Annotated in this window: 20 protein-coding genes; 6 read left to right on the top strand and 14 right to left on the bottom strand. The window is 25.8% G+C overall.

Translation table 4 applies throughout. The annotated features are described in order from the left end of the window. Nucleotides 1–48: 48 nt before the first annotated feature. The 10 genes from HLA92_RS02295 to HLA92_RS02250 form a co-directional block, all read right to left on the bottom strand. Complete coding sequence (locus HLA92_RS02295; protein ID WP_171113140.1) at nucleotides 49–402, bottom strand: FoF1 ATP synthase subunit delta/epsilon; 354 nt, start codon at nucleotides 400–402, stop codon at nucleotides 49–51. Beyond that, nucleotides 395–1,807, bottom strand: coding sequence for a F0F1 ATP synthase subunit beta (gene atpD, locus HLA92_RS02290; RefSeq protein ID WP_171113139.1), 1,413 nt, complete (start codon nucleotides 1,805–1,807; stop codon nucleotides 395–397). Before atpD ends, HLA92_RS02295 begins: the two co-directional genes overlap by 8 nt. An 11-nt stretch (nucleotides 1,808–1,818) precedes the next feature. Next, complete coding sequence (atpG, locus tag HLA92_RS02285; protein WP_171113138.1) at nucleotides 1,819–2,670, bottom strand: ATP synthase F1 subunit gamma; 852 nt, start codon at nucleotides 2,668–2,670, stop codon at nucleotides 1,819–1,821. Nucleotides 2,671–2,672: 2 nt separating this feature from the next. Further along, nucleotides 2,673–4,241: a F0F1 ATP synthase subunit alpha gene (gene atpA / locus HLA92_RS02280; protein ID WP_171113137.1), complete on the bottom strand. Its 1,569-nt coding sequence runs from the start codon at nucleotides 4,239–4,241 to the stop codon at nucleotides 2,673–2,675. Between the two features lie 23 nt (nucleotides 4,242–4,264). After that, nucleotides 4,265–4,798 carry a F0F1 ATP synthase subunit delta gene (locus HLA92_RS02275; protein ID WP_171113136.1) on the bottom strand — a complete coding sequence of 178 codons (534 nt, stop codon included), beginning with the start codon at nucleotides 4,796–4,798 and terminating at the stop codon, nucleotides 4,265–4,267. Nucleotides 4,799–4,800: 2 nt separating this feature from the next. Further along, complete coding sequence (gene atpF, locus HLA92_RS02270) at nucleotides 4,801–5,349, bottom strand: F0F1 ATP synthase subunit B (RefSeq protein ID WP_171113134.1); 549 nt, start codon at nucleotides 5,347–5,349, stop codon at nucleotides 4,801–4,803. Between the two features lie 4 nt (nucleotides 5,350–5,353). Continuing rightward, nucleotides 5,354–5,638: an ATP synthase F0 subunit C gene (gene atpE, locus HLA92_RS02265; RefSeq protein WP_171113132.1), complete on the bottom strand. Its 285-nt coding sequence runs from the start codon at nucleotides 5,636–5,638 to the stop codon at nucleotides 5,354–5,356. 10 nt (nucleotides 5,639–5,648) lie between these two features. Next, nucleotides 5,649–6,437: a F0F1 ATP synthase subunit A gene (locus HLA92_RS02260; RefSeq protein WP_171113130.1), complete on the bottom strand. Its 789-nt coding sequence runs from the start codon at nucleotides 6,435–6,437 to the stop codon at nucleotides 5,649–5,651. Continuing rightward, the gene (locus HLA92_RS02255; protein ID WP_171113128.1) at nucleotides 6,430–6,873 is read right to left on the bottom strand and encodes a hypothetical protein; all 444 of its coding nucleotides are present in this window, start codon (nucleotides 6,871–6,873) and stop codon (nucleotides 6,430–6,432) included. Before HLA92_RS02255 ends, HLA92_RS02260 begins: the two co-directional genes overlap by 8 nt. Nucleotides 6,874–6,991: 118 nt before the next feature. Continuing rightward, on the bottom strand, nucleotides 6,992–8,473 hold the full coding sequence (locus tag HLA92_RS02250; protein ID WP_237023521.1) for a hexose phosphate transporter: 1,482 nt from the start codon (nucleotides 8,471–8,473) through the stop codon (nucleotides 6,992–6,994). Between the two features lie 182 nt (nucleotides 8,474–8,655). On the opposite strand from HLA92_RS02250, the gene HLA92_RS02245 reads away from it, so the two are divergent. Next, a complete protein-coding gene (locus tag HLA92_RS02245) occupies nucleotides 8,656–10,803 on the top strand; it encodes an ATP-dependent Clp protease ATP-binding subunit (RefSeq protein WP_171113126.1) in 2,148 nt (715 codons plus the stop codon). A gap of 47 nt (nucleotides 10,804–10,850) precedes the next feature. Here the strand turns inward: HLA92_RS02245 and HLA92_RS02240 are convergent, their stop codons facing one another. Beyond that, nucleotides 10,851–11,816, bottom strand: a complete 966-nt coding sequence (locus tag HLA92_RS02240; protein ID WP_171113124.1) for a lactate/malate family dehydrogenase — start codon at nucleotides 11,814–11,816, stop codon at nucleotides 10,851–10,853. 88 nt (nucleotides 11,817–11,904) lie between these two features. Then, the gene (uvrB, locus tag HLA92_RS02235; protein WP_171113122.1) at nucleotides 11,905–13,893 is read right to left on the bottom strand and encodes an excinuclease ABC subunit UvrB; all 1,989 of its coding nucleotides are present in this window, start codon (nucleotides 13,891–13,893) and stop codon (nucleotides 11,905–11,907) included. Between the two features lie 92 nt (nucleotides 13,894–13,985). On the opposite strand from uvrB, the gene HLA92_RS02230 reads away from it, so the two are divergent. After that, on the top strand, nucleotides 13,986–14,801 hold the full coding sequence (locus HLA92_RS02230) for a leucine-rich repeat domain-containing protein (protein WP_171113553.1): 816 nt from the start codon (nucleotides 13,986–13,988) through the stop codon (nucleotides 14,799–14,801). Nucleotides 14,802–14,860: 59 nt separating this feature from the next. Here the strand turns inward: HLA92_RS02230 and HLA92_RS02225 are convergent, their stop codons facing one another. After that, nucleotides 14,861–15,175 (bottom strand): virulence protein, encoded by a 315-nt coding sequence (locus tag HLA92_RS02225; protein WP_171113120.1) that lies wholly within the window; start codon nucleotides 15,173–15,175, stop codon nucleotides 14,861–14,863. 76 nt (nucleotides 15,176–15,251) lie between these two features. Further along, nucleotides 15,252–16,742 carry an MATE family efflux transporter gene (locus HLA92_RS02220; protein ID WP_171113118.1) on the bottom strand — a complete coding sequence of 497 codons (1,491 nt, stop codon included), beginning with the start codon at nucleotides 16,740–16,742 and terminating at the stop codon, nucleotides 15,252–15,254. 86 nt (nucleotides 16,743–16,828) lie between these two features. On the opposite strand from HLA92_RS02220, the gene HLA92_RS02215 reads away from it, so the two are divergent. The 4 genes from HLA92_RS02215 (at nucleotide 16,829) to HLA92_RS02200 (ending at nucleotide 22,256) form a co-directional block, all read left to right on the top strand. Beyond that, nucleotides 16,829–17,578, top strand: a complete 750-nt coding sequence (locus tag HLA92_RS02215; protein WP_171113116.1) for a DNA-processing protein DprA — start codon at nucleotides 16,829–16,831, stop codon at nucleotides 17,576–17,578. 103 nt (nucleotides 17,579–17,681) lie between these two features. Continuing rightward, a complete protein-coding gene (locus HLA92_RS02210; RefSeq protein WP_171113113.1) occupies nucleotides 17,682–18,989 on the top strand; it encodes a BMP family ABC transporter substrate-binding protein in 1,308 nt (435 codons plus the stop codon). Between the two features lie 4 nt (nucleotides 18,990–18,993). Beyond that, on the top strand, nucleotides 18,994–20,685 hold the full coding sequence (locus HLA92_RS02205) for an ABC transporter ATP-binding protein (protein WP_171113111.1): 1,692 nt from the start codon (nucleotides 18,994–18,996) through the stop codon (nucleotides 20,683–20,685). Further along, nucleotides 20,685–22,256 carry an ABC transporter permease gene (locus HLA92_RS02200; RefSeq protein WP_171113109.1) on the top strand — a complete coding sequence of 524 codons (1,572 nt, stop codon included), beginning with the start codon at nucleotides 20,685–20,687 and terminating at the stop codon, nucleotides 22,254–22,256. The genes HLA92_RS02205 and HLA92_RS02200 overlap by 1 nt, the downstream gene beginning before the upstream one ends. Nucleotide 22,257 lies beyond the last annotated feature (1 nt).

The raw sequence follows: 22,257 nt of genomic DNA, 5'->3' as shown, positions 1-22,257 counted from the left end.
TTTTTTAAATAAAAATAAACCCGGAAAAATCCGGGTTTAAAATTATTATTATTTATAAGCTACTCTTAATTTTATTTTAAGTTCCTCAACAAAACTAAAGTTTTTAGTATTGTTAGGTTTATATTCAATTTCTTTTAATGGTTGATCGGAAATATTATTAACTATTATATCAACTCTATCTCCCTTAGAATGTACTATTCCTTGATTAACATAATAAGTTTTTTTGTTATTTTCAGAACTATTTACATAAAGTTCACTTGCTACAATTGCTCCCATAAATTCAATATGATTTGCTTGTAAACCAATGTATCCTTCTGTAGTTTTTAAAGTAACTATATCTGTTTCTTGTTCTAAAAATTTACCATATGGAGTTGTAATTGATAAAAATATTTTATTAGCCATTGTTTGTATCCATTCTTGCAATTACATCATCAATAGTTCCTGCATATAAAAATGCTTCTTCGGGAACTTCATCATATTTTCCTGCAAGTATTTCTTTAAATGAACGAATGGTATCACTTATTTTAATGTATTTTCCTGGATAACCAGAGAATTTTTCTGCAACTGAAAATGGCTGAGATAAAAAGTTTCTAATTCTTCTTGCTCGAGCAACAACTTTTTTATCTTCTTCAGATAATTCATCCATTCCTAAAATTGCAATAATATCTTGTAATTCTTTAAATCTTTGCAAAATATTTTGTACTCCACGAGCTACATTATAATGTTCAATTCCAATTATTTTAGGATCAAGTAATCTAGAACCTGATGATAAAGGATCAATTGCTGGATAAATACCTAATGCAGCAATATTACGATCTAAAACTGTTTTTGCATCAAGGTGTGTAAATGTAGTTGTAGGTGCGGGATCTGTTAAATCATCTGCTGGAATATAAACAGCTTGCACAGATGTTATTGATCCTTGTTTAGTTGATGTTATTCTTTCTTGTAATAATCCCATTTCTGTTGCTAATGTAGGTTGGTAACCAACAGCTGAAGGCATTCTACCTAAAAGGGCTGAAACTTCTGAACCAGCTTGAGTGAAACGGAATATATTATCAATAAATAATAAAACATCTTGATTTTCTTTATCTCTAAAATATTCAGCCATAGTTAAAGCAGTAAATGCTATTCTCATTCTTGCTCCGGGAGGTTCATTCATTTGTCCAAAGACTAATGCAGTTTTATTTATAACTCCACTTTCTTGCATTTCGTGATAAAGGTCATTTCCTTCTCTAGTTCTTTCACCAACCCCAGCAAAAACAGAAATTCCTCCGTGTTGAGTGGCAATATTATTAATTAATTCTTGAATTAAAACTGTTTTTCCAACACCAGCTCCACCAAATAATCCAATTTTTCCACCTTTTGCATAAGGCATTAGTAAGTCAATAACTTTTATTCCAGTTTCAAGAATTTCGACTGATGTTTTTTGTTCTTCATATGAAGGAGCAGGTGCATGAATTGGCATTAAAATTGCATTGTTTTTATCAAATGGTTTATCATCAATAGGATCACCTAAAACATTAAACATTCTAGATAAAATATCTTTTCCGACAGGCACTACAATTTCTTTACCAGTATCTAAAACATCCATACCTCTTTTTAGACCAAAAGTAAGATCCATACTAATTGCTCTAACGGTATTATTTCCGATATGTTGAGCAACTTCAAAAACATATTTTTTTCCTTCATGATGTAATTCTAATGCGTTATTTATAAAAGGTATTTCATCATTTGGGAATCTAATATCAACAACAGGTCCTAATATTTGAACTATTTTACCATAATGTTTTTTATCATTGTTTTCCATAATTATCCTTTCTATGAATTTGATCCACTAATAATTTCAGTAATTTCTTCAGTTATTTTTGCTTGTCTTGAACGGTTATAATCAAGTTCTAAGTTTTCAATTAAATCTTGAGCATTGTTAGTTGCATTTTCCATTGCTGTTCTTCTTGAAGACATTTCAGATAATTTAGCATTTGCCATTGCAAGATACATACTAGCCTCAAAATAAATAATAAATGAAGATTCTAAGATTTTATGAGCACTTGGTTCATACATACTTAAATCAACATTACTTACTTGTTCAACTTCATCTCGTACAATTGGATATATTTGTTTTATTTTAGTTTCAGTTGAAATACTGTTTATGTATTCTGTATAAATAATATTTACTTTATTAACATATATATTTTGAATTGTTTCATAGATTTTTTTTGAAATAACTTGTGCTAATTCATAATCTAATTCATCACCAATTTTTGCAAATGAATGAATAATTTGATCTTCATATTTTTTTAAAGAATTAATGATTTTGGTTCCTAAGGTAATTAATAATGAATTTTGATCAATTACTTCTTTTACTTTTTTAACTAAAAATGAATTATATGAACCACATAAACCTAAATCTGAACCGATGACAATATATAAAGTTTTATATTGTTGCTGTTCTTGTTTATGTTTTTTATTGATGATGTTTTCAATATCATCAGAATGTAAAAGTAAGTTGTTAAAAACGTTTTTTACACTTGAGTAGTAGTTTATTATGTTATTATAACTGTTTTTTGTTCGACCTAATTTTGCAGTTGCAACAAGCTGCATAGCTTTTGTTATTTTTTTTGTTGTTATAACTGAATTAATTCTTTGTTTGATTTTTAGTAAATTTGCCATTACTATTGTGCACCTTTAATAAAACTTGGATGTGCTTTTGGATCATAGTTAGGAATTTTTTTAATAAATGACATAATAAATTCTTTTAATAATGTCATTAATTCTTTTTCAATATTTTGATCATAGGCATGTTTTTCAGTTAATTTAATTAATAAATTGATTGCTGCTTTATCTTGTTTAAAAAATGTTTGTAAATCATTTTTAAAATCTTGAATATATTCTTTTGGTAATGGGTTAGTTAATTTGTGTTTAATACAAAATAACATAATTGATTGAAATACTTGTGAATATGGTGAGTATTGAGGTTGTTTTAAAAATTCATATACTTTTGCACCATGCTCTAATATTCTTTGGGTGGTTTCATCTAAATCACTTCCAAATTGTGCAAAAGCTAACATTTCATTGTATTGAGCTAATTCTAATTTTAAAGAACTAGATACTTGTTTCATAGCTTTAATTTGAGCGCTACCACCCACCCGACTAACACTAAATCCAACATCCACCGCTGGTCTTTGTCCACTATTAAATAATGATTCTTTAGTAAAGATTTGACCATCAGTAATAGAAATTACGTTAGTAGGAATATAAGCTGAAATATCACCTGATTGAGTTTCAATAATTGGTAGTGCAGTACAAGATCCACCACCGTGTTCTTCATTTAATCTAGCTGAACGTTCTAAAAGTTGAGAGTGTAAATAGAAAACATCACCAGGATAAGCTTCACGTCCAGGAGGTCTTCTTAAAAGTAAAGATAATGTCCGATAAGCTACAGCATGTTTTGATAAATCATCATAAATAATTAAAACATCTTTACCTTTTGACATTCATTCTTCTGCAATAGTAATTCCAGTATAAGGTGCTATATATTGTAATGGTGCTTTTTCTGATGCACTTGCATTAATAATAGTTGTATATTCTAATGCATCATTTTCTTTTAAGTTTTCAACAATTTGTGAAACAGTTGAGTTTTTTTGACCAATGGCAACATAAATACAGTAGATACCTTTTCCTTTTTGATTAATAATAGTATCAATTGCTATTGCAGTTTTTCCGGTTTGTCTATCACCGATAATAAGTTCACGTTGCCCTCTTCCAATAGGTACCATTGCATCAATTGCTAAAATACCTGTTTCAAGAGGTTGATCAACTGATTTTCTTGTCATTATTCCGGGTGCGACTTTAAAAATTTCTGAGTATCTTTTTGCACTTATTTCCCCTTTTCCATCAATTGGATTTCCTAGTGCATCTACTACTCTTCCTAAAAGTTCATCACCAACAGGTGTTGAGATAACATGGTTTGTTGTTTTTACAACTGTACCTTCTGAGATGTTTTTATCATCTTCCATAATAACAACACCGACTAATTCTTCTTCTAAATTTAAAACCATTCCAAATATATTGTGACCAAAATCAACTAATTCACCTAATTTTGCGTTATCTAAACCACTAACTAATGCAATACCATCTCCTAGTGTGACAACTTCTCCAACTTCATCAGTGGAAATTTGTTTTGAAAAGTTTTTAATTTGTTTTTTAATGATTAAACTTAAATCGTTTGGTTTTAATGACATATTATCCTCCTTAATTTATTATATTAATCATTTAAAATTGATTCTTTTAACTTTTCAATTTGATTTAAAATTGTATTATCAACAACAATATCATCGATCACAATTTTAATTCCTCCTAAAAGCTTAGGATCAATTCTATTTTTAAGTTTTAAGTTAATTTGATATTTATGTGAATAAGCTTTTTGCAGTTCATTGATTTGTTCTAATGAAATAGATTGTGAAGTGTATATATAACCAATTTTAATTTTTTTTGTATCATAGTATATTGCTTTATAAGCATTAATAATATTTATAATTTTATTTACTACGTGGTTTTTTGAAGATACTTTTAAAAAGTTTATAATTTGTTGATTAAAATCTCCAAATACTTCATCAATTAGTTTGTATTTTATTTCATTGTCTAATGAATATGAATTTAAAACTTTTAAAAATCCTTGTTCTTCTTCTAATGATTTTTCAATATCATTTAATTGATCATAAAAAATATCAATTTGGTTTTCTTCTTTTGCTAGTTCAAACATTGCAAGTCCATAATTATAAATTACTTCATTATTCATAATTATTTAACCTCTTCTAGCAATTGTTCAATCATTTTTTGATTTTCTGGGTCTTTTATTTCTCTACCAATGATTTTTTTTGCAATTTCTATTGCATTCTCAACAATTATTTTCTTTTGTTGTTGTTCAAATTTCTTTCAACTTTTTGAAATGGAATTATTAGTTTGCTCTATCATTCCATGTGCTTTTTTATTTGCTGTCATTGTCGCAGAATCAATAATTTTTTCACCATCTTTTTTAGCATCGTGAATCATTTGGTCCGCTTTTTTATAAGTTTCAACTAAAGCTTCATTAGCTTTTATTTGTAGTTCTAAAGCTTTTTCCTTTGCTTTAACTGAATCATCTATGTTTTGTTGAATATAGTTTTGTCTATTATTCAACATCTTTTTTACTGGTTTATAAACTAAAAAAGTTAAAACCAATACTGTTATTAATAAAGAAACAATTGTGAAAATAAAGTAAGGTCATTGTCAAGCAAAGTTATTAAAAACTTTGTTTAATTCTGATGTAACACCTTCACTTTTTTCACTTAAAATAGTAATTTTATCCATAAAATTAAACGAAAATAATTAAGAATGAAATAACTAGACAATAAATAGCACAGGTTTCAATAACAGAAAGACCAATAAACATGGTAGTAAGTAATCTTGATCTGACTTCTGGGTTTCTACCAATAGCTTCAACAGTTTTTCCAACTGTTATTCCTTGACCAATTCCAGCTCCTCCAGCTCCGATCATAGCTAATCCTGCTCCCACTAAAGCAAGTCCATATGCTAATCCTGTTGATTGGTTTGTAACATTACTTGCATTGTAAGCACTTGTAATAATATCTGTATTCATATTTTCTCCTTTAATTAGTAATGATATTTTTCATCTTATTTATGACTATTTCTTTTGATTTTTCTTTTTGTGTTATTTTGGCAGAAAGTGACCAATAACTTAGTGATAATATGACAAAAACAAAAGCTTGTAATACACTATCAAAAATATCAAAATATAAGCTTAATCATGGTAATAATAAGATAGAAATAATGTTAATTTGTGCTATATTTTCAGTTCCATTAAGACCAAAAATAGCTCTCCAAATATAATTTAATAATGCTTCTAAAAGAATGATTAGAAGTGTACCTCCAGTAATATTTCCAAACATACGGAAACTAAGACTTAAAAGTGGTGATAACTTTCCAATTCAATCCATAGGATTTAATCATTCCTTAATATATTGTCATTTTTGAAATAATATTCCTACAAAAATCGTTCCTATTCAAGTTATAGCTGTTACACTAAAAACAAAAGTTAAACTGTTTGCAATTGGTGCAAGACCGAAAATACTTAATGCATTTCCAAAACTTAAAAAAGTAAATAAGCTAAAGAAATAAGGAGCGGTTTTATCTAATCTTCCTTCTGATGAGGTGTTTGTTAAATCATCAATAAACATTACATATTGTTCAACAACCACTACAATTTTTGGTGGTGCAATATGTGTTTTAGATCTTTTAATAACTATAAATAATGCAATAGCCATAAGAGTAATCATAATTGTTAAAAGAACTAAACTTACCAATGGATTTTGTGAAAATTCACTATTACCTCATGCAGATCTGTCATTCAAATTTGAATGACCAAATAATCTATCCATTTATTTCCTTTCTAATTTCTAATTTAGATTTTACTATTGAAGTTCATAATCTAGTTAATGTAGATGGTAAAAAAGAAACACAATAAGTAATTATGTTAATCGGATACAATGAACCATCACTTCCTGGAATTTTATGTACTAAAAATAGTTTGTTAAAAAAGAATAAATAACATAAAAAAGCAGCAACTATTAATAACTTCGAAAAATGCAATAATATTATTTTAAAAACACTTATATTTCTTTTTTTAAACACTAATTGAATGATTTTTTGTTGGTATAAAGTTAAAATTATGAAATTTATTAAACCAACTAAATAGCCTCAAAAAAGTGATAAATTTACAATAGAAATAAGTGTAAAAATTAAAAATAAAAAGGAATGTATTATAGAAGTTATTATTTCATAATTTGTAAAATGTTCTGCTTTAATTTTTTTCATATTTATAAAGGTTAATTTTTAACCTTTATTGATTATAGCACTATAAAAAAAATTATAAATTAATAGTAAAAATTTTAAGTTTAAAAAATTAACACCACGAGGATGTTAATTTTGATTTTTATTCTATTTCTGGTTTGTTTTTGTTTTTACATTTGCATAAACATTTAATTGATTTCATTCATTTAGGGAATGTTTCTGAATCTGAAGAAGGTTCTTTAATCATTAATGCACCAACTACTGAAATTGCTGAGAATAAAATTGTTAATACAAATTGTATTATTGCGATTGTTAATGCGCTAGCACCAGCAGAATCTCCAATGATTTTAACAAGTCCAATGATTATTAGTCCAATTGTAAAGAATATATATCCAAATCCTCAAATTAAAGCAAACATTCAACCAATAGTTTTAGGGTTATTATCTTTATATTCATGTGGTAAGTTTAATGTAACACCTTGAATACCTCATAGAGATAATCCTGAAAGAAATGCAAATACAAAGAAGAATGCAAGTGCAACACCATTACTTTTTGCAACACCATATACGAATATTATCATTGATAATAGATATGAAATTACACCAGTTGCTAAAGCAACAGTAATAAATCATCTACGTTTTAAATTGTATTTTGATCATAGCCCAACACTTATAGGACCTACAAAAACAGCAGCTAAGAAAATTATAAATCAAATTCTAATAATTTTAGTTGCATCAAAACCATTATTTAAATCACCAAATAATAGTGCATTTCTATCTATTCCCGCTAATGTTGGGAATAAATTAGTTGATAAAATTGTTGGGAAAACAACAGCAATTAAGAAACCACCATATAGTAAAATTCATACATATGTTGATTTAGTTTTTAAGTAACCTTTTAAAATACCAAAGTTATTAACTTTAGGTTCTTGTGCTCTTTGTTCTTTTGTTTTAACATCAAATTTTGATCCAAAAATTACCATAACTAATAATGGAAGTGCATTTAAAGCTGCTAAAACAGTATAAACTATTTGTCAATTTTCTCTTATTGCTGCAGTATTAGCTACGAAAACAAAAGGTATTATTGAGATAATTGTACCTAATGGGTAGAATCATACACCAAATTGTGAAACAACAGATTTTTGTTTTTTGTTAAAGAAGTTAGCAACTACTGGTTGAGTTAAAATGATTAACATTGTACCACCAATAGCCATAATTGTTCTAAATACTATAAAGAATCAATATCCAGTTTGTCCTACTGGGAAGTATTGAGCAGGAATTCCAAATAAAGTTAATCCAAGAGCTATAATTGTTGCATATTTATGGAAGAATTTAACTAATAAAAATGCAACAAGAATTGAACCAATACCACGACCAATGGTAATACCTCAGTTTGTAGCTTGACTTATCAATTGAAAACTAGAATTATTTACAATTTCAAAGTGTCCAAGAACACCACTATCAGTTACACCATTTTTTATTCCAGTACCATTTAATCCAACGGCAAAACCTCAGTTAGCAATAAATGCTAGGTACCCGATTGAAATAAAAGCTCATAGTAATAAACCATGTAAAAACTTTGTATTTTCGCTTTTAGCGGAAAATTTTTGCATAAATTTATTCATGCTTTGTCCTTTCTATTCCATAACTAATTATGGAAATTTTTTATATTTATATCTTGATTATATCACATTATCGACCATTTTTTCAATCTAGTTTTTAGTACATGCAAATTAAATTTTAAAATTTAGCACTCTTTTAGCCCGAGTGCTAAAAAAGTGATACAATTATTATGAAAGGAGAAATTATGGATATAAATTGACAACCAAATGATAATAAAGATCCTTTAAAAGAATATGGAAGAAATTTAATTGAACTTGCAAAAGAAAATAAGTTAGAACCTGTTATTAATCGTGATGATGAAATAAGAAGACTTATTAGAATTTTAAGTAGAAAAACTAAAAATAATCCAGTATTAGTAGGAGAACCAGGAACAGGTAAAACTGCTATTGTAGAAGGTTTAGCACGAAAAATTGTTGAAAAACAAGTACCTGATGAACTTATTAATAAGGAATTATGAGAAATTGATTTAGCTTCAATGATTGCAGGTGCAATGTATCAAGGACAATTTGAACAAAGGATTAAACAGTTAATGAAAATTGTTGAAGAAAGTAATGGGAAAATTATTTTATTTATTGATGAAATTCATATGTTAGTTGGAACAGGTAAAAATTCATCTAATTCTACAATGGATGCAGCAAATATGTTTAAACCTTTAATGGCTCGAGGTGCCTTACATTTAATTGGAGCAACTACTTTAGATGAATATCGTCAATATATTGAATCTGATCCTGCTTTAGAAAGAAGAATGCAAAAAGTTAATGTATTTGAACCTAGTATTGAAGATACAATAACAATTTTAAGAGGTATAAAAGAACGTTATGAAACTTTTCATGGTGTAAAAATTACTGATGGAGCTTTAGTTTCAGCTGCTAATTTAAGTGCTAGATATATAAGCGATCGTTTTTTACCTGATAAAGCAATTGATTTAATCGATGAAGCTGCTTCAACTATTAAAACAGAAATAAATAGTCAACCAGAAGAACTTGATAAAATAATGCAAAAAATAGCTCGTTTAGAAGTAGAAAATGCAGCACTTAAAAATGAAAAACAAAATCAAAGCATTCAAGAAAAAATACTTGAAAATAATAAAACATTAGAAACTTTAAAAAATGAATCTGATGTTTTAAAAAATCAATGAGAAAAAGAAAAAACATTAATTAATCAAATTTCTAATTACAAAGACCAAATTGATCAACTTAAAAATAAGTTAACAATTTTACAAAATGAGGGTAATTATACTGAAGCCGCAAAGGTTTTATATTCAGATATTCCTAATTTAGAAAAAAAATTAAAACAATCAGAAACTGAAATTAATAATTTTGAACAAAGATTAATAAAAGAAGATATTGATGAAGAAGAAATTGCCACAATTGTTTCAAAATGAACAAATATACCAGTAAATAAATTACTTCAAACTCAAAAAAATAAAATATTAACTTTATCTGATAGTTTAAAAAATAGAATTAAAGGACAAAACGAAGCAATTGAAAAAATTTCTAAAGTTATTTTACGTGCAAAAGCAGGTGTTTCAGATCCTCGTCACCCTATTGGTAGTTTTTTATTTTTAGGCTCAACAGGTACAGGAAAAACAGAATTAGCAAGAGCACTTGCAAATAATTTATTTGATAATGATGATCATTTAATTAGATTAGATATGTCAGAATTTATGGAAAAACATTCTGTTTCAAAACTAATTGGATCTCCTCCAGGTTACATAGGATTTGAACAAGGTGGACAATTAACTGAAAAAATTCGTCAAAATCCTTATTCTATTATTTTGTTTGATGAAGCAGAAAAAGCTCATCCCGATGTTTTAAATATTTTGTTACAAATTTTAGATAATGGTGCTTTAACTGATAGCCGAGGAAGACATATAAATTTTAAAAATACAATTATAATAATGACAACTAATATAGGTTCATCTTTAATTAATCAAGATTCACCAAATCAAGAGCAAATCAAGAGAGAATTATTAAAATTCTTTAAACCAGAATTTATTAATCGGATTGATGAAATTGTAATGTTTAATAAATTATCTGAAGATGTGATCAAAGAAATTACTAAATTAGAACTTCAAAAATTACAAACTAGATTACAAAAACAATTAAATCTAAAAATAGAATTTACTGATAGTGTCATTAATTTAGTATCATCTAAAGCTTATAATTCAGAATATGGTGCAAGACCAATTAAAAGATATATTCAAAATGAAATTGAAAATTTAATTGCATATGAAATTATGTCTCAAACCATTCAAGAGGATCAATATATATTAATTAATGCAAACCAATATAAAGTATTTATTGAAGTTAAAAATGATGAAATAAACTAAAGAAGTGAAACAAAAATTCAACATCGTGTTGAATTTTTGTTTTTTTATTATTCAAAGTCGATTGGGTATCCAACTAAATCTAATGATTCTTTTGTAGTTTTTGCTAAAGTATCTGATGAACTATTAAATGCTGCTCATTCTTCTTTAGTCATATTTAGTTTACCTGGTAAGTATTCATACCCGTTTTCTCCAACGATAACTGGAATTGTTGAATAAATTCCTGCTTTGTAGTATCCACGTGGTAATTTAACCCCAACGTTCATAACTTGACGTTTGTTTTTTAATACAGCATCCATTATTTCAAAAATAGCTGTTCCAATTCCGAATTGAGTATTTCCTTTACGGTTGTAAATGAATAATCCTTCAGCGATTGTTTTTTCTAAAATGTCTGTCATATCAGCTGTTGTGAATTTTTTAGCTTTTAACAAGTGTTTGAATGGAACATTTCCAACTTCAACGTTTGATCAAGCAATCATTGCTGTTTTTCCATGTTCTCCTAATACATAACCATGAATTGAATCTGGTGATACATTTAGTTTTTGTGCTACGAATTTTTTAAATCTTCCTGAATCTAAATATGTTCCAGTTGAAATAATTTTTTTGTAAGGTAATCCAGTTGTATAGTGAATGCAAGCAGCCATAACATCACATGGGTTACTTGCAACGATAACTGTTCCTTTAAAGTTAGCTGCTTTTAGTCCTTCACCAAATGATTTCATTAATTTAGCATTTTCAGCAGCAAGTGCTAAACGATCTACTAAGTTTTTCATTGGTATTGATGCTGTAATAACTGCGATGTCAGCTCCTTTAGCGTCTGCTAAAGTTCCTGTTCTAAATGTTGAGTTATTTCTTGGCATTAAAGAAACCATATCTTCAAAGTCGTGTGCATGTGCTTCTGCAACATCATTATTTTTATCTACAAAAACTCATTCTGCTTGAGTTCCTCTTGCGATTGAAATATTAACAAATGTATAAGCTACATTTCCTAATCCTACTACAATAATTTTTTTCATTATTCTTCCTTTATTATGTTTTTTATACTTTAATTATATCAACATAAAAAATGTTAAAAACTAAAAAAATTAAAAATTGAAGATTTTTTTATTCTAATGTTCCACCTAGTTCTAAAATCATATCTCTTAATTGTGCAGCTTTTTCAAAGTCCATTTTTTGAGATGCTTCTTTCATTTCTTTTCTTAAAACATCAAACATTTTCTTTTCTTTTGTTTTTTTAGAAATATTATTTTGAGTAAAGGTATCTTCAATTTCTTCAAGTAATTTTTCATTTTCAATTGCTTCATTGACAGGTTTTATAATTGTTTTAGGAATGATATGATGTTTTTTATTATATTCTTGTTGGATTTGTCTTTTCATTTGATTATCTACAATAGTTTCTTGCATACTTTTAGACATTTTATCAGCAAAAAAGATCACTCTACCACGATCATTTCTAGCTGCTCTACCAACTATTTGAATTAAACTCGTAGTATTACGCATTAATCCATCTTTATCTGCATCAAGTACACAAATTAAAGACACTTCAGGTAAATCTATTCCTTCACGAATTAAATTAATTCCAATCACTACATCATAAATACCTTTTCTTAATTTTCTTAAAATAGTATTTCTTTCAAATGTGTTAAATTCCGAATGAATATATGCAGTTTTAACTTTTTTAGAAGTTAAATATTTTGATAATTCCTCTGCATTTCTTTTTGTAGTAGTTAGAATTAAAGTTCTATCATTTTGTTCTTTTTGTTTTTTTAATTCATCAAAGATTTTTTCAATTTGATTTTCAATCGGATGAATTTCAATGATTGGATCTAATAAACCAGTTGGTCGAATAAATTGAGTAATTAACTCTCCATCTGTTTTTTTGATTTCATATTCTCCTGGTGTTGCAGAAATAAAAATTTTTTGAAAATCATATTCTTCAAATTCATAAAATTTTAAAGGTCGATTATCAAGTGCACTTGGTAATCTAAAACCATATTCAACTAGTGTTTCTTTTCGAGAACGATCGCCATTATACATTCCATTTAATTGCGGAATCATCATATGCGATTCATCAATAAAAATAACTGCATCTTTAGGTAAATAATCAATTAGTGTATAAGGTTTTTGACCTTCATCACGATTATCTATATAACGTGAATAGTTTTCAATTCCATTTACATAACCAAATTCAGATAATGAATCAATGTCGTTTTTAATTCTTTCTTTTAGTCTTTGATATTCAAGTAATTTGTTTTCTTTTTCGAATTTTTGCAGTTGTTTTTCTAGTTCTAGCTCAATTAAAGCAATAACTCTTTTATTTGTATCTGGATTAGTCGCATATGCACTTGCAGGTAAAATTGTATATGTTTTAAATGTTTGAATTATATTTTTAGTAATTGGATTAATAGTAGCGATTTTTTCAATTTCTGTATCAAAAAAATCAATTCTGATGTTAAATTCTTCAGTTCAAGAAGGAGCTATTTCGAAAATATCACCTTTGGTTCAAAAATCACCACGGTCTAATGCAAGTTGATTTCTTTTATAACCAATTTGAATCAGTTTAATCATAAAATCTCGACGATCAAATTGCATATTTAGTTCAATTGGCAAAAATGAATTACGATATTCAGTAGGATTAAAAGCACCATAAATACTTGCAACTGATCCAACAACTATAGTATCTCTCCTTAAACTTAAAGCATTAATAGTTCTTTGTCTCATTGCTTCTAATTCTTTATTATTTTTGGATGTTTTATCAATAAAAACATCTTTAGCAGGTAAATAAGCTTCTGGTCGATAATAATCAAAATATGATACAAAATATTCAACTCTATTTTCAGGAAAAAATGCTTTTAATTCTTGATATAGTTGACTTGCTAATGTTTTATTATGACTTAAAACTAAAGAAGGACGATTAATTTTTGCAATTACATTTGCAATTGTAAAGGTTTTACCACTACCAGTAACACCTAAAAGTACTTGTTCTTTTTTGTTATTATTTAAACCTTGAACTAATTTTTCAATTGCCTCTGGTTGGTCTCCTGTTGGTTTAAAATCACTATGTAAAATAAATTTTTTTGTTTGAAAATCCATAATTAAATTATATTAAATTGTACAAAAAGTTATTTAATTACAAAATATAACATCTAAGTATTAATAATTTGTTTTATGGTAAAATTTTAATTATGAATACAAAAAGAACAAAATTATTATTTTCATTAAGTTTATTAACAACTTTTTCATTACCTATTATCGCAATTTCATGTGGTCAACAAGTTGAAAATTCAAATAACGTAGCAAATAATTATTTCCAAGTAAATAGTGATAAGGCAAATCTTTTTTACAATCCTCAAACTAAGATTTTAGATTTATCTTCTACTAAATTACAAAATATAAGAGCAGGAAGTTTTAGTAAACAAGCATTAAAAAATATTTTTATTACTAATGAAGAATTTAGAAAACAAGTTTATGATAATGAAGAAAAAACAATTATTATTAAAAAAGTTATTTTTCCTGAAACTCTTGAAATTATTGAAGAAGGTGCATTTTATAGTTTAGGTCTTGAAGTTGTTGATTTTTCAAAAACTACTAAACTAAAATCAATTAAAGAAAAAGCTTTTGCAGATAATAATATCAGTGAATTAATTTTACCTGATTCAGTTTCTAATTTAGGAGTATCTGCATTTGCAAATAATAAAATTGAAAATTTAACATTATCTAAAAACTTAAAAGTATTAAATAGCTTTGTTTTTTATCATAATAATTTAAAAAATGTAGATTTAAGTAATGTAACCAAAGTTAATGATTTTTCATTATCTGAGAACAATATTTCAGAATTATTATTACCAAAAACATTAACACAATTTGCAAACAATTCATTAGATCCAAAAGAACCAACAACTAATCCAAAAACAGTATTAGATGTAAATAATATTGATTTAAAAACTGTTCTTATAAATGATAATAAAAACAACGAACATAATTACACAATCAAACAATAAAATAAGACACAAATCGTTATAATTTGTGTTTTTTAATAAAAAATCAAACATAAGCTTGATTATGACATTAATGGATTTGAAGGGGTTCAATCATCTTGAATTAATTGTGTAAAATCACTCATATCTTGCATTTTAAACACATTAAAACTCACAAGAGATTTTTTAAATCATTCTTTGGTTTTTAATATTCTAATTGCACGATAAATATTTGCTAAATTATTAATATTTCGTGAATAATAAAAACTATTTGATAATCAATGGAAGCCATAATGTCTTAAAATAGCACGTATTTCTTCGTATGCTGCATGATAATCTTCAGTACCATATTCTTCTTTTAGTACATCTTTTTTTAGATAGAATACAATTCCATACATAATTACTCCTTCCATTAAAAAAGCCCATTTTCGGGCTACCATTTTTCATATTTTTAACTATATTATTATACCATTTTTAGAATTTTTTAGCATACTTATGTCATGTTTTATTAATTCATCTTTTTATATAAATAATTGATCTTAAACCAGGATCTGCTATTAATGATAAAAAGACAACTGAAAATACTAGTGGTGCAGTAATTGATGCACTATTATTTTTATATCAAAGATCTAAAATAATGTGTACAAGTGACACTTGAATAACCATCATAGTAATTAAACTAATCAAAATAGTTATTCATATGTCATTTGCACTTCATAAAGCTCTTAAAATAGTTAAATTAGCAGTATCTACTATAATTTTTAAAACACTAAAAAACATAATTCAATAACCGATTTTATTAATTATTGCAGTATCCATTTGATATAGTTTTAATAATGGATAAGTTAAAGATATTAAAATTGCACCACTTAAAAGCGAAAAATATAAACCTATAACAAATAATTGTCAGGCTAAATTATATGCTCTTTTTTTATCATCTTTTCCAATTTCAATACCAATTAATACGTTAGTAACAGCTCCAAGTGCGGTATTAAAAGCAGTAGTTATACCAGTAATCATAATTATTGCTCGATACATTCCAATATATTGATCACCTAAACCACCAGTACTTATTGCACTACTAATTAAAAATTGACTAATAGTCCAAACACCATATTCAAGTGAAATTGGCGTTCCTAACACTAAAGTTTTTTTAACATAATCTCATTTAAAAGTATCTTTAATTTTAGTTTTGTATTTTTTAAAAATGAAAAAATGACAAAAAATATAATTTATTAATAGTTGTATAATAGCTCCTAGTGTGTAATCAAAAGCAGTTAAATAAATTGGATTATACTGACTATAACCATATAATAAAACATACATTCATACAACCGCACAAAAATTACCAATAATAGCACCCATCACTGCTATATTATTTTTCTTAATTGCTTGTAATCCCGCTGCAAATACTTGTGCAATTGAATAAAAAAACAATCAAAATAACATATATCTTAAATATTTAGTAGTAAATTCTAACTCATTATTATGTAAAATTTGATGATTTTGACCATATATTATAATTGAACTTTTTGAACCCATTGCTGCTAATAAAAGAGGCGAAGCAAATCACATAGAAATAAAAAATACTAAAGCAATAATTAAATTCACATAAACACCTGTTCAAATAATTTTAGGTAGTTCATGATGACGATTTTGTCCTATTAAATTACTACAAATAATTAAAACTCCACTAGAAACTAATGTAGGAATAAAAGATATTAAGTTATAAACTAAAATAACTTTAGCTAAAGCATAAAAATAAGTTCCTACAACTTGTCCTGATTCATGAGTTACTTTTAAATATCAATTAACACTTAATGAACCAACTATAGTTGCAATAACATTAATTAAAATTTGTATAAAAATAGGAAAAGTTAGTTTTAGAATCATTTTCATGTCTTTGGGGACTCAAAACTCTTTTCAGTTATTAATTTCTAATTTTTGTTTTAATTTTAAATTCATAATTATATATTGTAATATTTTAGAAAATATTTTGAAATTTTTTATTTTTTATTGAAAAAAATTACTTATATAAATAGGAGATAATTATGAACATATTTTTATTATACTTAACTTATAAATATAATGGTAATTGAGATAAAATTTTAAAAGATTTAAACGACCCTAAAACTCTTAATATAGATAACATTTATAAACTTGAAAATATTTTAAAAACTAAAGAGATAAATTACATCACAATTTTAGATAAAGAGTATCCTGAATTTTTTAAAAATATTTTTAAGCCACCCTTTTGTCTTTTTTATAAAGGTAATTTAAAATTATTAAATATTAAAGATAAAATTACACTTTCAGGTAATTATTTAACAAAAAATACTGCTAAATTAATAGAATATAGCGTTTTAGAATGATTTAAAAAAACAAATGAAAGTGTTTTAGTTATTCAAGGTAAAAGTAATTTAGAAATAAAAATAGCATTATTATTTTTAAATTACAATAAAAAAATTATTTTTATATCTTCAGATGGAGTTGATAATGTTTTTAGTATTTATCCAGAATTAAAAAATTACCAAAATAATTTCTTAGTAATTAGTGAATATTTAACTAAAAATGAAAATTCTAATAATAGTGATATTTCAACTTATCGTTTATTAGCTGCATTAAGTGATAAGTTAATTTTATATTCTCTTTACAAAAGTAAATCCTTTTTTAAATTAATAGATGCTTTTTTAGATTTAGGTAAAGATGTATGTGCATTTCCTAATGTTGATAATGACAATGATAATATAATTAATAATTTAATAAATGATGGAGCTAATGTTGTCACATCATTAACATAATTAGCAGTTTGGTTTGTGCTTTAAAAAAGTTAAAAATGTAATATAATAATAATAAATAATTATAAATATAAATATTTATTAGTAAATAAAAGGAAATTAACTTATGAAAAAATCTAAAAAAATATTATTTAGTTTTGCTATGTTAAGTATTGGAGTAACTTTATTGTCTGTTCCAGTAATAGCAGCATCATGTACAACTGAAAAAATTAAAATATCAGATATTAAGAGTTCAGAAAATGTACAAATTGATAAAGAAGAAAAATCTAAAAAATCAATTGTTATAACTGATGCAGGTCACGTAGATGACTTATCATTTAACCAATCAGCTTTTGAAGGTTTAGAACAAATATCAAAAGATTTAGGTTTAGATAAAGCAACACACGTTATTCCAAACTCAGAAAGTGAGTATGAAAAAGTTTATAATGAAGCCTTAAAAAATGACTTTAAATATTGAATAACTGTTGGATTCAAGCATACCAATGCAATTAAAAAATTCTACAATGACCATAAAGAAGAAATGATGAACAAAGGAATTGTAATTATTGCAGTTGACTTTAACGCAAGTCAACCAAATGTTGATTCTGAAAATAAAGTAATAGACCCAGGTATTCCAGAAGGTTATTCAATTTCTTTAGAATATAATACAAAAGAAAGTGGTTGAGTAGCAGGATATGCATCAGCTAAATTCTTATCTACAATGTCTGAAGAAAAAAGATTAGTATTATCATTTGGTGGTGGAGCATTCCCTGGTGTTACTGATTTTAATGAAGGATATTTAAAAGGAATTTTAGCTTGAAATCAAATGCATCCTGAAACAAAAACTAAACATACAGTATATTCAGATGTCGAAAAAGTTTATTTACAAACTGGTTTTGTACAAGGGGACAAAATGTTAACACATATTCAATCAGCACTTAAAGGAAAAGGTAATAAAGTTCCTACAATCGTATTACCTGTTGCAGGACCTGCGACATTAACAGTTGTAGATAATATAACTGATAAACAATACATTATTGGTGTTGATGTTGATCAAACCAACGTTGTTTCAAAAAGAAAAGATCATTTCTTTACATCAATTACAAAAGGAATTGGTCAATCAGTTTATGATGTTTTAGAAGGATTATATTCTAAAAATAGTGAAAAATTACATGGTTTTGAACTAGGAAAAACAAGTGGACATAATAAAGGAAATATTGCTGAAAACTGAACAGGTGTTGCAAAAGCTAAATTAGACACTACAGAAAACACTGAATTAGCACAAAATGCATTAAATGAAGCATTATCAGAATTTAAAAAATTATCTAATGAAGATAAAATATATGTAAGTTCATCAAAAGCAGAAAAAACTGGTGAAGATATTACTTCATTGCAAGCAAGATTAAATAAATTAGTTGACTTAGTAAACGCATAATATTATGTACGCTATTGAATTTGAAAATATAACTAAAGAATTTCCAGGTATAATAGCAAATAAAGACATAAGTTTTAAAGTTAAAAAAGGTACTATTCATGCTCTAATTGGTGAGAATGGTGCTGGTAAATCTACACTTATGTCTATTTTATTTGGACTGTATGAACCAACAAAAGGATTAATAAAAATTAATGAAGAATATGTTAATATTCAAAATCCTAATATGGCTAATAATCTGGGAATAGGAATGGTACACCAACATTTTAAATTGGTAAAAATCTATTCTAATTTAGAAAATATTATTTTGGGAGCAGAATTTCGAAATAAAAATGGTTTAATTCATAAAAATAAATCTCGTGAAAAAATCGAAATTATCCAAAAGAAATTTAATTTAAATTTTAATCTAGATGCATTAAGTGGAAAATCATCTATTCCTGTTCAACAAAAAGTTGAAATTATGAAAATGTTATATCGTGATAATGATATATTAATTTTTGATGAACCCACTGCTGTTTTAACTGATGATGAAATTAGCGGTTTATTAGAAACTATGAAACTTTTTAGAGAACAAGGAAAAACAATTATTTTTATTTCTCATAAATTAAAAGAAGTAAAAGAAGTTGCAGACACTGCAACTGTTATAAGACATGGTGAAGTTGTTTTAAATTGTGATGTTAGAGAAACATCAATTGAACAATTAGCGCAAGCTATGGTTGGTGGAGAATTACAAGATATTAAAAACACTAACAATAATTTTGATAAAGACCATATTATATTAGAAATTAACAATGTTAATACCAAAGGTGCTAAAACACTAAAAAATATCAATTTAAAAGTTCATAAAGGTGAAATTTTAGCAATTGCTGGTATTGAAGGTAATGGACAAACTCAAATTGAGTATTTATTAAGTGGGTTATTAAAACCAGTAACTGGTAATATAAAATTTTATACCATTACAAATACATTTAAAGTGTACAAACAATCAAATGATAATGATTTTGACATTGACACTAAATTAAAAAAGATTTATAAAAAGAAAAATTACGATAATATTGAAATTTTAAAAACATACGGTGAAGATAAAAAAGGTTCATTTTGTTTAGTGCAAACAAAAGAATTTATTGATATTACTAATTTAAATATTTTTAAAAGATCAAAATTAAATCTTTCATATGTTCCAACAGATAGACATGCTCATGGTTTAGTATTAGATTACAATGTAAAAATGAATCTTGTATTAAGAAGATTATGAGATAAAACATATCAAAAATTTGGAATGTTTAAAAATAAAAATATTTTAAATAAAACTCAAAAAATCCTTGAAGATTATGATGTTCGTGGTGCAAGAGATGGAGTGAGTTTAGCTCGTAGTATGTCAGGTGGAAATCAACAAAAATTCATAGTTGGTAGAGAAATGTCACATGATCACGATTTAATTGTAATTATGCAACCTACTAGAGGACTTGACGTTGGAGCTATAAAAAATATTCATGAAAAATTATTAAAAGAAAAAGCAAATGGTAATGCCATTTTATTAATAAGTTATGAATTAGATGAAATTTTAGCTTTAGCAGACACAATAGCCATTGTAAATAAAGGTGAAATAGTAAAACAATGTTCAGTTAATGAAATAACTAGACAAGAAATCGGACTATATATGTCAGATTCATTTAAAAAAGAAAATGAGGTGAAATAATGAATAATTTTATTTTGAAATTACAAAATATTGTTAAAAATGCCTCAGTTTTTATAAGAATGGAACAACAAAAATCATCTTTAAGAAAAGTTGCAAGTAGTATATGAGCAATTGTTTTTGGAATTGTAATTAGTATGATTTTTGTTGCAACTTCAAACAAAAATCCAGTAGAATTTTTCAATATAATTTTCTCAAAGGGTTTATACGGAGATAAGTTTTTAATTGGTTATTTAGCAATATTTTTATTAGGAAGCCTTGGAGTAGGATTAGGATTTAAATCTGGATACTTTAATATTGGTGTATCTGGACAAATGATGTTTGGATCTTTAATAAGCTTTTTAGTAATTTATAAAGCAATGGATCCTAGAGAAGATCTTTCAAAAGGTTCATTAGTATTATTGATGTTAATAAGCACAATTTCAGGTGCATTACTTGCAATGATAGCAGGATTATTAAAAGCATTTTTCAATGTACATGAAGTTATTTCAACAATTCTTTTAAACTGAATAGTTGTTTATTTATGTGTGTATATTTTTAATTGAGTTAATAACGCAATATGATCAGATCCTATTATTTCTAAACAGTTTTTATTAAATACAGGTGATGGAACTCAATCGATTAAAATATCAGAAGATAATAAAATAGCATTCATCACTGCTACACTTATATTAGGTATATTTATAGCTTTAATATTATGATTTATTTTTTCAAAAACAACAATCGGTTATAAAGTAAAAATGGTTGGATTGTCAAAATCTAATGCAAAATATTCAGGTATTAATGAAAAAACAATTGTAATTTCAGTTTTAACAATATCAGGAGCTTTAAGTGGTTTAGCTGGATTTATTTATTATATTATTTTACAAAGTAAAATGGTAGATTTAACAATTCCACTAAATATTGGCTTTGATACTATTGCAATAAGTTTACTAGCTTTAAATGCACCTATTGGAATTATATTTACAAGTTTATTTTATGCAGTACTAAAAAATGGTCAAACTTCTTTATTCTTAATTGATCTTAATGGTGAAAGTATGTATATGGTTACTGGTTTAATCATTTTTATGGCTGCATTAAGCATTATGTTTAATAGTTTTAGACCAATATATTTAATTAGAAGATTTTTCTTATTACATTTAGATAAAGAATGAAAAGAATCTTATAAAAAATATAAAATCAAACTTTCTCAATTAAATAAATCTAAAATTGAAGATCTAAAAAAAGCTAAACAAGAACATAAAGATAATAAAAAAGCATTTCTAGAAACTAAAAAAACTATTAATAAAAAAATTAATAATTTATTATTTACAAAAATACAAAATTATACTGATGATGAAAAATTACAATACTATGCTAAACTTTCAGCATTAAAAACGGAATTAAATATTCAATTAGATAATTTAGGTTTTTATAATTATAAAAATAAAAAGAATTTACATAAAAGTTTAAAAATTAGTCATCAAAATGAATTCAAAAAAACAACAGAATTTAAACATAATGAACTTTTAGAAGTATTTAATGCTAAACTTTCTCAAATGTTTAAAATCAAAAAAATAAAAGGAGCAAAATAGT

The sequence above is a fragment of the Mycoplasma miroungirhinis genome, from assembly GCF_013008815.1.
GTDB lineage: Bacteria > Bacillota_I > Bacilli_A > Mycoplasmatales > Metamycoplasmataceae > Metamycoplasma > Metamycoplasma miroungirhinis.
This window is presented reverse-complemented; position numbering and strand designations above follow the sequence as displayed.